Below are 12,824 nucleotides of genomic sequence, written 5' to 3'. Positions count from 1 at the left end.
GAATGGGAAATGGAATTATTTAAATATATGGAGAAATATGAGTATGAGCAATTAGTACTTTGCCAGGATAAGGCATCTGGATTGAAGGCAATTATTGCAATCCATGATACAACACTCGGACCAGCTCTTGGAGGAACACGGATGTGGACGTATGAGACGGAAGAAGCCGCGATTGAAGATGCACTCCGTCTTGCTAAAGGAATGACTTATAAAAATGCTGCTGCAGGACTCGATCTAGGTGGCGGGAAGACAGTCATAATTGGTGATCCGAAAAAGGACAAAAATCCAGAGTTGTTCCGTGCTTTCGGTCGTTATATCCAAGGATTGAACGGACGTTATATCACTGCAGAAGATGTTGGAACGACAACGGAAGATATGGATCTTATCCATTTGGAAACGGAGTTCGTTACGGGGACTTCACCAACTACACCAGAAGCAGCCGGAAACCCTTCTCCAATAACCGCTTATGGAATCTACAAAGGGATAAAAGCAACAGCAAAAGAAACATTTGGCACAGATTCATTGGAAGGAAAAACAATCGCCGTCCAAGGAGTTGGTAATGTCGCTTTTGCACTTTGTGAATATCTCCATGATGAAGGTGCAAATCTTATCGTCACGGATATTAACGAAGCTGCTGTACAACGTGCGGTAGAAGCATTTGGGGCAACAGCCGTTGGACCGGATGAGATTTATGGCGTTGAGTGTGATATTTTCTCTCCGTGTGCATTAGGGGCTATCATCAACGATGAAACAATACCACAATTTAAAGCGAAAATGATCGCAGGATCTGCAAATAATCAGTTGGCAGAAGAAAAGCATGGGGACATTATCCATGAAATGGGAATTGTTTATGCGCCGGACTATGTTATTAACGCAGGCGGAGTAATTAATGTTGCAGATGAGCTTGCCGGTTATAATAAAGAAAGAGCGTTACAAAAAGTTGAAGTAATTTATTCCAATCTAGAGCGTGTTTTTGCTATATCCAGAAGAGATAATATCCCGACTTATGTTGCGGCTGACCGAATGGCTGAAGAACGAATTAAAGCGAAACGGGAATCACGCAGCCAATTCCTAGTCAATGAACGATCTATTTTAAATCGCTAGAATGGAATGTAAACTGGAAAGGGGTTATAGACGATGGCAGAGGATTACGATTTAGTCATATTAGGGGGAGGTACGGGGGGATATGTTGCAGCAATCCGTGCTTCCCAGCTTGGACTGAAGACGGCAGTCGTTGAAAATAGGAAGCTTGGAGGGACATGTCTCCATCGAGGCTGTATCCCATCTAAAGCTTTATTGCGCAGTGCTGAAGTGTATCGTCAGACAAAGGAAGCAAGTGTTTACGGAATTGAAACGAAAGATACGACGATAAATTTCCTAGAAGTCCAGGCCCGGAAAAATTCAATTGTCGACCGACTGCATCAAGGTGTACAGGGACTGATGAAGAAGGGGAAAATCGATGTTTATGAAGGGTTTGGAAGAATTCTTGGTCCCAGCATATTTTCTCCAATGCCTGGCACGATTTCGGTAGAGTATGAAAATGGGGAGGAAAATACAATTTTGACTCCTAAAAATGTAATTATCGCTACCGGGTCAAGTCCTCGCTCATTGAACGGCCTGTCATTTGACGGGGAACATATCTTGTCTTCAGATGATGCCTTACAATTGGAAGAACTCCCAAGTTCCATGCTCATCATTGGCGGTGGAGTAATTGGAATTGAATGGGCATCTATGCTGAATGACTTTGGTGTGGATGTAACAGTCATTGAATATGCGAAACAAATCTTACCAACGGAAGATGAAGCAATCGCGAATGAAATGGAGCGCCTCCTTAAGAAAAAGGGGATTCACTTTGTGAAAGGGGCGAATGTCCTCGCCGATACGATAGATATTGCGGATGATGTTTCCATACAGGCAGAAGTTGCTGGGGAAAAAATCAATTTCAATGCGGAAAAAATTCTTATATCGGTCGGTAGAACGGCTAATGTAGCAAATATCGGTTTAGAGAACACGGATATTCAAGTAGAAAAAGGCTTTATCGTAACGAATTCCTCCATGCAAACGAAAGAATCGCATATTTATGCGATTGGTGATGTGATAGGTGGTATGCAACTTGCACATGTTGCTTCTCATGAAGGAATAAAAGCAGTAGAACATCTTGCAAATGAAAATCCATTGCCGCTTGACTATGAAACGATTCCGAGTTGCATCTACTCGAGTCCAGAAGCAGCACATGTAGGTTTAACAGAGAAAGAAGCGAAGGACAAAGGCTATAATGTGAAAGTAGGCAAATTTCCATTTCAAGCAGTCGGAAAAGCGTTAGTTCATGGTGAAGCAGCAGGCTTTGTAAAAATCGTTGCGGACAGGGATACAGATGATTTACTAGGTGTTCACATGATTGGACCACATGTGACAGATATGATCTCAGAAGCAGGTCTTGCAAAGGTCCTTGATGCAACCCCATGGGAAATTGCATCTGCTGTACATCCGCACCCTACGCTTTCAGAAGCGATAGGTGAAGCGGCACTCGCTGTAGATGGAAAGCAAATCCATGGTTAAATGGTTTAAATAAAAGGAGTGAACGAAAGATGAGTTTAAATCGTCATCAACAAGCTGGCATAACAGACGAACAAGTACTTGACATGTATAAAACGATGCTGCTCGCCAGGAAAATCGATGAACGGATGTGGTTATTGAACCGTTCAGGCAAGATTCCATTTGTTATATCCTGTCAAGGTCAGGAAGCGGCACAAATTGGAGCATCCTTTGCGCTTGACCGGGAGCAAGATTGGACAGCACCATATTACCGCGACTTAGGTGTTGTTTTAGCGTTCGGAATGACGGCAAAAGATATCATGCTCTCCGCTTTTGCGAAAGCGGAGGATCCAAACTCTGGTGGAAGACAGATGCCAGGGCACTTTGGTCAAAAGAAAAATCGGATATTAACTGGGTCTTCTCCTGTTACAACGCAGCTACCACATGCGGTAGGTGTTGCCCTCGCAGGTAAAATGGAGAAGGAGGAGTTTGTTTCCTTTGTAACACTCGGCGAAGGGTCTACAAATCAAGGTGACTTTCACGAAGGTCTGAACTTTGCTGGTGTACACAAGCTTCCGGTCATCACGATGGTTGAAAACAATAAATACGCAATTTCTGTGCCATTTGATCGTCAGGTTGCAAGTGAAAACGTGTCAATCCGGGCTAAAAGCTATGGCATGCATGGCGTGACGGTTAATGGAAATGATCCAATTGAAGTTTATGCTGCTGTTAAAGAAGCGCGGGAGAGAGCGATTAACGGAGACGGTCCATCACTCATCGAAGCAGTAACATATCGTCTTACCGCTCATTCGAGTGATGATGACGACCGCACGTATCGTGAGAAAAAGGAAGTGGAAGAAGCGAAAAGAGATGACTGTATCCTTACTTTCTCCACTTACTTAAAAGAATCCGGTGTACTTACAGATGAAATCGAAGAAAAGATTAATAGTGAAGTACAGGGGATTGTGAACGAAGCAACCGAATATGCAGAGGAAGCTCCTTATGCAGATCCGGAACATGCATTACGCTTTGTTTATGAAGAACAGGAGGGATAAGAGAAATGGCAGTAATGTCTTATATACAAGCGGTAACTACTGCATTACGAGAAGAAATGCAACGGGATGATAAAGTTTTTATTCTCGGTGAAGACGTCGGTAAAAAAGGTGGCGTGTTCCGAGCAACGGACGGACTTTACGATGAATTTGGCGCGGCGCGTGTGTTGGATACACCTCTATCTGAATCAGCGATTGCCGGGGTTGGAATCGGAGCGGCAATGTACGGTTTGCGGCCGGTAGCTGAAATGCAGTTTGCTGACTTTATTTTACCCGCATTTAACCAAATTATTTCAGAAGCAGCTAAAATTCGTTATCGCTCTAATAATGACTGGCAGGCCCCGATTACCATCCGTGCTCCGTATGGCGGTGGCGTACATGGTGCTTTATATCATTCTCAATCTGTTGAAGCAATGTTTGCCAACCAGCCTGGACTTAAAATTGTCATGCCGTCTACCCCGTACGATGTAAAAGGGTTACTTAAGGCAGCAATCCGGGATAACGATCCTGTTTTGTTTTTCGAACATAAGCGGGCTTACCGACTTATTAAAGGAGAAGTCCCTAGCGATGATTATGTACTTCCAATCGGAAAAGCAGATGTTAAACGTGAAGGCGATGATATCACGGTTATTACGTATGGACTTGGTGTACATTTCGCCCTGCAAGCAGCGGAAAAGCTTGCTGAAGAGGGGATTGAAGCTCATATTCTTGATTTACGCACCGTTTATCCGCTCGATCAGGAAGCTATCATTGAAGCGGCAACGAAGACTGGAAAAGTATTACTTGTCACAGAAGATAATAAAGAAGGAAGCATCATTGGCGAAGTGGCAGCAATTATAGCAGAGAACTGCTTGTTCGATTTGGATGCACCAATCAAGCGTCTCGCTGGACCGGATGTACCTGCCATGCCTTATGCTCCAACGATGGAAAAATACTTTATGATTAATCCGGAAAAAGTCGAGAATGCGATGCGTGATTTAGCTGAATTTTAAGCTTTAGGAGGATGAAAAAATGGGCTTGGAAAAAATTACAATGCCGCAACTTGGAGAAAGTGTGACAGAAGGGACCATTACGACCTGGCTTGTACAACCTGGGGATAAAATTAATAAATATGATCCCATCGCTGAAGTAATGACAGATAAAGTGAATGCCGAAGTACCGTCTTCTTTCTCAGGTGTAATAAAAGAACTTGTTGCAACTGAAGGAGATACGATTGCAGTTGGTGAAGTGATGTGCCAAATTGAAACAGAAGGCAGGGGCTCGCCTGAGCAAGATGAAAGTACTACCGGGGAAGATAAAGCAATCGAACCTGCTCCTAGCGAGGAAAAAGACACTTCGATGAAGAAGAGATATTCTCCGGCCGTATTAAAACTCGCACAGGAAAATAATATTGATTTAAATAATGTGGCAGGTTCTGGACGTGGTGGTCGAATTACGAGAAAAGATATTGAGAAAATCATCGAATCCGGAAACATTCTCCAACCAGAAGCAACAGAAGTAACAGAGCGTCCGGCAGTTGATACACCGAAACCGGATCAACAAAAGCCGAAAAAATCGGTTGAATCGTTCATTCAATCAGAAACCGGCGATATCGAAATTCCGGTAACCGGTGTAAGAAAAGCGATTGCTCAAAAAATGGTCACCTCTACTCAAGAAATTCCACATGCATGGATGACGGTTGAAGCAGATGTAACCAGCCTTGTTAATTATCGTAATTCACTTAAGAAAGATTTTAAAGAACAAGAAGGCTACAATTTAACCTTCTTTGCTTTCTTTGTTAAAGCTGTCGCGCAGGGATTAAAAGAATTCCCGCAGCTTAATAGTACATGGGCAGGAGATAAAATTATTCAGCGAAAAGCAATTAATATTTCAATTGCAGTAGCAAGTGATGAGGAATTGTTTGTTCCCGTCATTAAACATGCGGATGAGTTATCGATTAAAGGAATTGCCCGAGAGATTACAGAACTAGCACAGAAAGCTAGGAGTGGTAAACTAACTACTGCAGATATGAGTGGTGGCACATTTACGCTAAATAATACGGGTACATTTGGTTCGGTACAATCAATGGGGATTATCAATCACCCGCAAGCGGCAATTCTTCAGGTAGAATCGATTGTGAAGCGACCAGTTATAATTGACGATATGTTTGCTGCAAGAGACATGGTTAACCTATGTTTATCATTAGATCATCGTATACTCGACGGATTGGTCTGTGGTCAGTTCTTAAGAAGGGTGAAAGAAATTCTTGAGAATATGAATGAAAGTACGACTTCAGTTTATTAATCGGTCGTTATGAAGGTATTTTGCAATTTATTTAATTGAAATTAATAATATTCCCTGCTAAGCTAAATATGTATTTAGACAAATTTATGTTTATCCCGGGAAAGGAGTGTTTGTGATGGATTTTAACTTGTTTATGAATGATATTGTTGATGCCGCTCGAAAAGATATAACAGAAGCAGGTTTTAAAGAGCTTAGAACACCAGAAGAGGTGGATGAAGCACTTAAACAAAAAGGAACTACATTAGTTATGGTTAACTCAACTTGTGGATGTGCAGGAGGAATTGCACGCCCTGCAGCGGCAACTTCTATTCACTATGATAGACGGCCAGACCATTTAGTAACGGTATTCGCCGGTCAGGATCGTGAGGCAACGGAACGAGCAAGGGAATATTTCGAAGGCTACCCGCCATCCTCCCCATCCTTTGCTTTACTTAAAGACGGCGAGATCGTGTCTATGCTAGAACGTCACGATATCGAAAGCTATAGTGCAATGGACGTAATGGTGAAGCTGCAAGCGTTATTTGATGCACACTGTGATGAAATCTAATTATTATCAGGTAGAGACTGGCAAGCACAAGTCAGTCTCCTTTTTACTACATAGCTCAACCTTACATACCCTAAAATAACTAAACATTTCTTTATAAAACTTAAAATAAACTGAAGAATAAACTGAATTCCTTTTATACAGCGTAAGTGTCTGTCTTCCGGAGGTCCGCAGTCCAGACACCTCTCGCTTTCCGCAGGCGGCTGGTGAGCCTCCTCGTACGCTTTGCGTACTGCGGGGTCTCACCTATGCCTTTCCTCCTGCAGGAGTCTCGAGGTGTCTGGACTGCTCCGAGGGAAAGCCCAATTTAGATCACTCTTTATTATTCCACAGATATAATTTCTATCGTGACATGGGACTAGAATAAATGCTTTCAATAATAATCATCTTACCAGTTCAGTTGCCCGGTGGACGGTGACTCCTGCGGGAAAAGCACGAGTCTGGAGACCCCGCAGGGCGGTAGCCCGAGGAGGCTCCAGCTGTGCCCGCGGAAAGCATCCGTCCACCGGGCAACTGAACGGCGATTAGAGCGCCTTAATTAGTGAAAGAGCAGACACTTACGCTGTATGGAAGCGATGGGCAGTTTTCAGATGTGAACGTGGAATCAATAAGAAATTAAAAAAGACCGGTTTTATTTACCAGTCTTTGTAAGTCATTTTTATTAGTCGGATTCATTAAAAAGCGAAGGCGGCCAACCCGTAAGTGAATGTTGACAACAACATAAGGATAATCATTACGTATACAATAATCTTTGTCCTGCGTTGACGTTTTGATTGTCTTTTTGTATAAGATTGTTTGGACAATTCTCTGACCTCCTTATCACAATTACTACTATTAAGTATTTTAACGTGAAATTGCTCATTGGACAAGTTTAAAAATTGTTAGAAAATGTTTTTGCTATGGAACTGCTGGAGAATGGGGGAACTAATATGCCTGAAAAGCATGAGAGTGAAAAAACAAAATGGATAAAAGATGTCGAGAAAACATTAAAGCGCTTTCCGGAGCGTAAAGAAAGGTTTCACACTTCCTCTGAAATCACGGTTGACTATTTATATGGAACAGAGGATGCAAATTATAACTTGGGCTATCCAGGTCAATATCCTTATTTGCGCGGGATCCAGCCTACGATGTACCGCAGCAGATTATGGACAATGCGACAATATGCTGGATTCGGTTCTGCAAGTGAGACGAACAAAAGATTCCGCTACTTATTGGAACAAGGCCAGACAGGTCTTTCTGTCGCTTTTGATTTACCTACACAAATAGGCTACGACTCAGACGATGTCATGAGTGAAGGGGAAGTTGGGAAAGTCGGGGTCGCAATTGATACATTGGCTGATATGGAGAATTTATTAGATCAAATTCCACTAGACAAAGTAAGTACATCCATGACAATTAATGCTCCTGCAGCAATTCTTTTATGTATGTATATTGCACTAGGGGAAAAACAGGGTGTATCATCTGAAAAGCTTACTGGAACGATTCAGAACGATATTTTAAAGGAATATATCGCAAGGGGGACATATATTTTCCCGCCGAAGCCATCCATGCGGCTAATTACAGATATCTTCGCTTATTGTCAAGAACATTTGCCTAAATTCAATACGATAAGTATTTCTGGATATCATATCCGGGAAGCGGGTTCAAATGCTGTACAGGAAGCGGCGTTTACAATCGCAAATGGAATGGCTTATGTCGATGCTGCAATTGCATCCGGTCTTGATGTGGACACTTTCGCACCACGGCTGGCATTTTTCTTTAATGCTCATAATAACTTTTTTGAAGAAATTGCTAAATTCCGGGCAGCGAGAAGAATTTGGGCAAAAATTATGAAAGAACATTATGAGGCAAAGGAACCGAAAAGTTGGAAATTGCGTTTCCATACTCAGACTGGCGGCTCAACACTGACTGCGCAGCAACCGGATAATAATATTGTTCGTGTGACCATGCAAGCCCTTGCAGCAGTATTAGGAGGCACACAAAGTCTGCATACAAATTCACGCGATGAAGCACTTTCTTTACCGACAGAGGAATCGGCACGAATAGCTTTACGGACACAGCAGATTATTGCCCATGAAAGTGGAGTTGCGGATACGGTCGATCCCCTTGGTGGCCCGTATTATTTGGAAGCGCTAACAGATGAGCTGGAAGCAAAAGTAATGGATTATTTAGAACGGATCAAGGAATTCGGAGGGGCCGTGCAAGCAATTGAAGAAGGATATATGCAACGGGAGATTCATCACAATGCCTATGAAACGCAAAAACGAATTGAAAGTGAAGAAGAAATTATTGTCGGACTCAATCAATTTAAATTGGAGGAAGAGGTTAACCCTGATCTATTGAAGGTTGATGAGGCGTTGGAGAAGGCCCAAATCAATAATTTACACAAAGTACGCAAAAAGAGGAACCAAGAAGCAGTTGACCAAAAGCTCGAAGCACTGCGCAGGGTGGCAATTGACGAGGAGGCTAATTTGATACCATATATATTAGATGCTGTAAAAGCTTATGCCTCGATTGGTGAAATCTGTAACGTGTTGCGTGATGAGTTTGGTGAGTACACAGGATTTTAAGGGGGAAGGTATCATGAGGAAAATCAGAATACTAATTGCGAAGCCTGGACTCGATGGGCATGATCGTGGAGCACTCGTCATTGCTCAGGCAATGCGTGATCACGGAATGGAAGTAATCTATACCGGGCTGCGTCAGTCACCTGTACAAATTGCTACTGCGGCTATTCAAGAGGATGTTGACGTTGTTGGCTTGTCTTCTTTATCAGGGGCACATAATACACTATTTCCCAAAGTAATTGAAGAACTGGAGAAACGAAATGCAGGGGATATTCCGGTAATTGGCGGGGGAGTTATCCCGAATGAGGATATACCATTCCTGCTTGAAAAAGGTATAAAACGAATATTCACGAGCGGATCATCAACAGAAGAAATGGCTGTTTATTTAAAGAATCTCCTGCGACCGGAAGAAGCGCCAGTTCCTCCGAAAAGGATTGCCCACATTGGTATTGCCGTTCATCAGATTAAAGACGCACTGCAGTTTTTTACGGAAACAATTGGCCTTGAAGTGGAAGCAATTGAAGAGGTTGAGTCGGAAGGTGTTAAAATCGCATTTTTAAAAATAGGGGAAACACGAATTGAATTACTCGAACCATTGCATGACCAATCACCTATTAAGGGATTTTTAACAAAGCGCGGGGAAGGCGTCCATCATATAGCTTTTGAAGTGGAAGATTTAGCGGTGAGGCTTTCCCGGTTGAAAGAACAAGGCATCCGCCTCATTAATGAAGAACCGAAACAAGGTGCAAACGACAGTCAAATCGCTTTCATTCATCCGAAAGAAGCTCATGGTGTCTTAGTTGAGTTATGCGAACAGGCAAAAGGAAGTGATGAATGATGGATATGTATGATAAGATTAATGAGTTGTATGATAAACGGAGGGAAGTTGAACTAGGCGGAGGGGACGAACGAATTAAAAGGCAGCATGAAAAAGGGAAAATGACTGCAAGGGAACGTATTGATTATCTTCTGGATGAAGGAAGTTTTGTAGAACTGAATCCCTTTATTGAAACCCGCACGTCTGACTTTAGCATGAACGGTAACTCAAGCGGTAAGGGAGAGGGAGTTGTAACAGGCTACGGAAAAATCGATGGAAGACCTGTCTATTTATTTGCCCAAGACTTTACTGTTTATGGCGGTGCTCTTGGTGAGATGCATGGAGAAAAAATTGCGGCTGTAATGGACCTTGCAGCCAAATCAAAGGTACCGTTTATCGGATTGAACGATTCAGGCGGCGCACGCATCCAGGAAGGTGTCTCTTCATTGGACGGCTATGGGCATGTGTTTTATCGCAACTCCATCTATTCAGGTGTTATTCCGCAAATCTCAGTTATTATGGGTCCAAGTGCGGGTGGAGCGGTTTACTCACCTGCAATAACTGATTTTGTCATAATGGTGGAGAAGACCTCACAAATGTTCATTACGGGACCGAAAGTGATTGAAGCGGTTACTGAGAAAATATCTTCAGAGGACCTTGGCGGAGCTTCGATCCATAATACAAAAAGCGGAAATGCGCATATAAGAACTCTAACTGAAGAAGCTGCTCTTGATACAGTAAGAAAACTATTATCCTATATTCCAGCGAATTTTGAAGAGAAGCCTAAGCGACAGCCATATGAGGAGCAACGAATGGAAGAAGAGCTCCGTTTAAATTTAGCAGATCTCATTCCCTTTGATCCAGTTCGTCCGTATGATGTAAAGCAGGTTATTGAAGCGATTGTTGATGAAGATAGTTTCTTTGAGATTCATCAAGATTTCGCGAAAAATATCGTCGTTGGCTTTGCTAGGATTAAAGGTGAAGCAGTTGGTCTTGTCTGTAATCAGCCGAAATATATGGCCGGTGGACTTGATATTGATTCAAGTGATAAAGCTTCCCGATTCATTCGCTTCTGTGATTGCTTTAATATACCGATTATCACTTTTGAAGATGTTACCGGATTTTTCCCTGGTGTAAAACAAGAGCATGGTGGTATTATACGTCATGGGGCGAAAATTTTATATGCTTACTCAGAAGCAACTGTTCCAAAAATTACGGTGATTACGCGAAAAGCATTTGGCGGAGCTTATGTAGCATTGAACAGTAAGTCAATCGGTGCTGACCTCGTTTTCGCTTGGCCGAACGCTGAAATAGCTGTAATGGGTCCAGAAGGAGCAGTTAATATTCTATACGCAAAGGAAATCGCTGAAAGTGAAAATCCGGAAAGCTTGCGGACAGAGAAAATTGCAAGCTACCGCGAGAAATTCGCTAACCCTTACATAGCTGCAGGTCTAGGTATGGTTGATGACGTCATTGATCCAAGGGAAACGAGAATTAAGCTTATTCAAGCTTTAGAAATGCTGCGGAACAAAGAGGAAGAACGTCCTCATAAAAAACATGGAAATATACCTTTATAAGAGGTTGTTCAAAAAGTCTTGTTTAAAGGGCACTTCATGAATGTAGAAGTTCTACTTAAGCCGAATGGTATAGAATCCGTCACATAAGTGATAAGCTGGGTGGCTTGCTTTTGCATTTCTCATGTCTCACCAGCTTATTCCGGTACGGAGAGCTCTTGCAACCTCGAGTTTCGGCGCATAGTACGTTAGGGGCGAATTTGCCAAGGCCACCTTACTACTTAGCCGACCTTGCTTCTTTTTTGAACACACACTATAATTTAATAAGAGTAATTGGAGGTTAAATAATGGTCACAGTAAATGAAACAAGATTAGTAGAGGAATTCCTTGAGCTCGTTCAAGTGGATTCAGAAACAAAATATGAAGCAGAAATTGCAGCATTACTGAAAAAGAAATTCACTGAACTTGGGGTTGAAGTGAAAGAAGACAATGCAAAGGAAAAGACTGGTCACGGTGCAGGAAATTTAATCTGTACACTTAAAGGGACCAAATCGGATGGCGATACTATTTATTTTACATCCCATATGGATACCGTTGTACCGGGGAAAAATATCCAGCCAGTAATAGAAGACGGCTATATTAAGTCTGACGGTACTACCATTCTTGGCGCAGATGATAAAGCTGGTCTTGCAGCAATTTTAGAAATGATTCGTTTATTAAAAGAAGAAAATGTGGAGCATGGAGATATTCAATTTATTATTACAGTCGGAGAAGAATCGGGTCTAGTAGGTGCTAAAGCATTAGACGCTTCTCTTATTCACGCTGATTACGGTTACGCAATTGACAGTAATGGTGATGTTGGTGACATTATTGTCGCAGCGCCTAATCAGGCGAAGATCTTCGCAACCGTTAAAGGGAAAACTGCGCACGCTGGAGTCGAACCGGAAAAAGGTGTTTCTGCGATTACGATTGCGGCCAAAGCAGTATCTAAGATGCCGCTTGGAAGGATCGATGAAGAAACGACGGCAAATATCGGTCGTTTTGAAGGGGGACAACAAACGAATATCGTTGCAGATCATGTAGATATTATTGCAGAAGCTCGTTCCTTAGACAAAAAGAAACTCGATAAACAAACAGCAGCAATGAAAGAAGCGTTTGAACACGCAGCGAGTGAACTTGGCGGTGAAGCGGAAGTAGAAATAAAGCTTATGTATCCCGGCTACAAACAAGAAAGTGGAGACCAAGTCGTTGAAGTGGCAAGAAGAGCCGCGAAATCGATTGGTAGAGAAAGTAAACTGCTGAAAAGCGGTGGTGGCAGTGATGCCAATATTATCGCTGGTTTCGGAATTCCAACCGTGAACCTTGCAGTAGGTTATGAAGAAATCCATACGACGAAAGAAAGAATCTCCATAGACAATTTGATTAAAATTACAGAACTAATTACAGCAATTGTAATGGAAACAACAAAGTAATGATAAATTAAACCATTATAATAGGCATCCAAGGTCTGAT

11 protein-coding genes are annotated in these 12,824 nt (G+C 42.4%); 10 read left to right on the top strand and 1 reads right to left on the bottom strand.

Annotated features, from left to right (window positions below; genetic code table 11):
- Positions 1-9 precede the first annotated feature (9 nt).
- The 6 genes from GN217_RS06950 (at position 10) to GN217_RS06925 (ending at position 6,417) form a co-directional block, all read left to right on the top strand.
- Complete coding sequence (locus tag GN217_RS06950) at positions 10-1,104, top strand: Leu/Phe/Val dehydrogenase (protein ID WP_156855955.1); 1,095 nt, start codon at positions 10-12, stop codon at positions 1,102-1,104.
- A 33-nt stretch (positions 1,105-1,137) separates the two neighbouring features.
- On the top strand, positions 1,138-2,559 hold the full coding sequence (lpdA, locus tag GN217_RS06945) for a dihydrolipoyl dehydrogenase (protein WP_156855954.1): 1,422 nt from the start codon (positions 1,138-1,140) through the stop codon (positions 2,557-2,559).
- Between the two features lie 29 nt (positions 2,560-2,588).
- A complete protein-coding gene (locus GN217_RS06940; protein WP_156855953.1) occupies positions 2,589-3,590 on the top strand; it encodes a thiamine pyrophosphate-dependent dehydrogenase E1 component subunit alpha in 1,002 nt (333 codons plus the stop codon).
- 5 nt (positions 3,591-3,595) lie between these two features.
- Complete coding sequence (locus GN217_RS06935; RefSeq protein WP_156855952.1) at positions 3,596-4,579, top strand: alpha-ketoacid dehydrogenase subunit beta; 984 nt, start codon at positions 3,596-3,598, stop codon at positions 4,577-4,579.
- Between the two features lie 19 nt (positions 4,580-4,598).
- Complete coding sequence (locus GN217_RS06930; protein ID WP_156855951.1) at positions 4,599-5,870, top strand: dihydrolipoamide acetyltransferase family protein; 1,272 nt, start codon at positions 4,599-4,601, stop codon at positions 5,868-5,870.
- A gap of 115 nt (positions 5,871-5,985) precedes the next feature.
- Positions 5,986-6,417 carry a BrxA/BrxB family bacilliredoxin gene (locus GN217_RS06925; RefSeq protein ID WP_156855950.1) on the top strand — a complete coding sequence of 144 codons (432 nt, stop codon included), beginning with the start codon at positions 5,986-5,988 and terminating at the stop codon, positions 6,415-6,417.
- Positions 6,418-7,088: 671 nt separating this feature from the next.
- Here GN217_RS06925 and prli42 read toward each other — a convergent pair.
- A complete protein-coding gene (gene prli42, locus GN217_RS19180) occupies positions 7,089-7,217 on the bottom strand; it encodes a stressosome-associated protein Prli42 (protein ID WP_156855949.1) in 129 nt (42 codons plus the stop codon).
- A 126-nt stretch (positions 7,218-7,343) separates the two neighbouring features.
- Here prli42 and GN217_RS06915 point away from each other — a divergent pair, with 126 nt between their 5' ends.
- From GN217_RS06915 to GN217_RS06900, 4 genes are all read left to right on the top strand, one after another.
- Entirely contained in the window at positions 7,344-8,984 is a 1,641-nt protein-coding gene (locus GN217_RS06915) for an acyl-CoA mutase large subunit family protein (RefSeq protein WP_156855948.1), read from the top strand.
- Between the two features lie 13 nt (positions 8,985-8,997).
- A complete protein-coding gene (gene mce / locus GN217_RS06910; protein WP_156855947.1) occupies positions 8,998-9,819 on the top strand; it encodes a methylmalonyl-CoA epimerase in 822 nt (273 codons plus the stop codon).
- Positions 9,816-11,375 (top strand): acyl-CoA carboxylase subunit beta, encoded by a 1,560-nt coding sequence (locus GN217_RS06905; RefSeq protein ID WP_156855946.1) that lies wholly within the window; start codon positions 9,816-9,818, stop codon positions 11,373-11,375. Before mce ends, GN217_RS06905 begins: the two co-directional genes overlap by 4 nt.
- Before the next feature lie 284 nt (positions 11,376-11,659).
- Positions 11,660-12,784: a M20/M25/M40 family metallo-hydrolase gene (locus GN217_RS06900; RefSeq protein ID WP_156855945.1), complete on the top strand. Its 1,125-nt coding sequence runs from the start codon at positions 11,660-11,662 to the stop codon at positions 12,782-12,784.
- Positions 12,785-12,824 lie beyond the last annotated feature (40 nt).

Origin of the sequence: Oceanobacillus sp. AG (assembly GCF_009746545.1) — a bacterium.
GTDB lineage: Bacteria > Bacillota > Bacilli > Bacillales > Amphibacillaceae > Oceanobacillus > Oceanobacillus indicireducens.
Note: the sequence above shows the minus strand (reverse complement) of the source record. Positions and strands in the feature narration are given on the sequence as shown.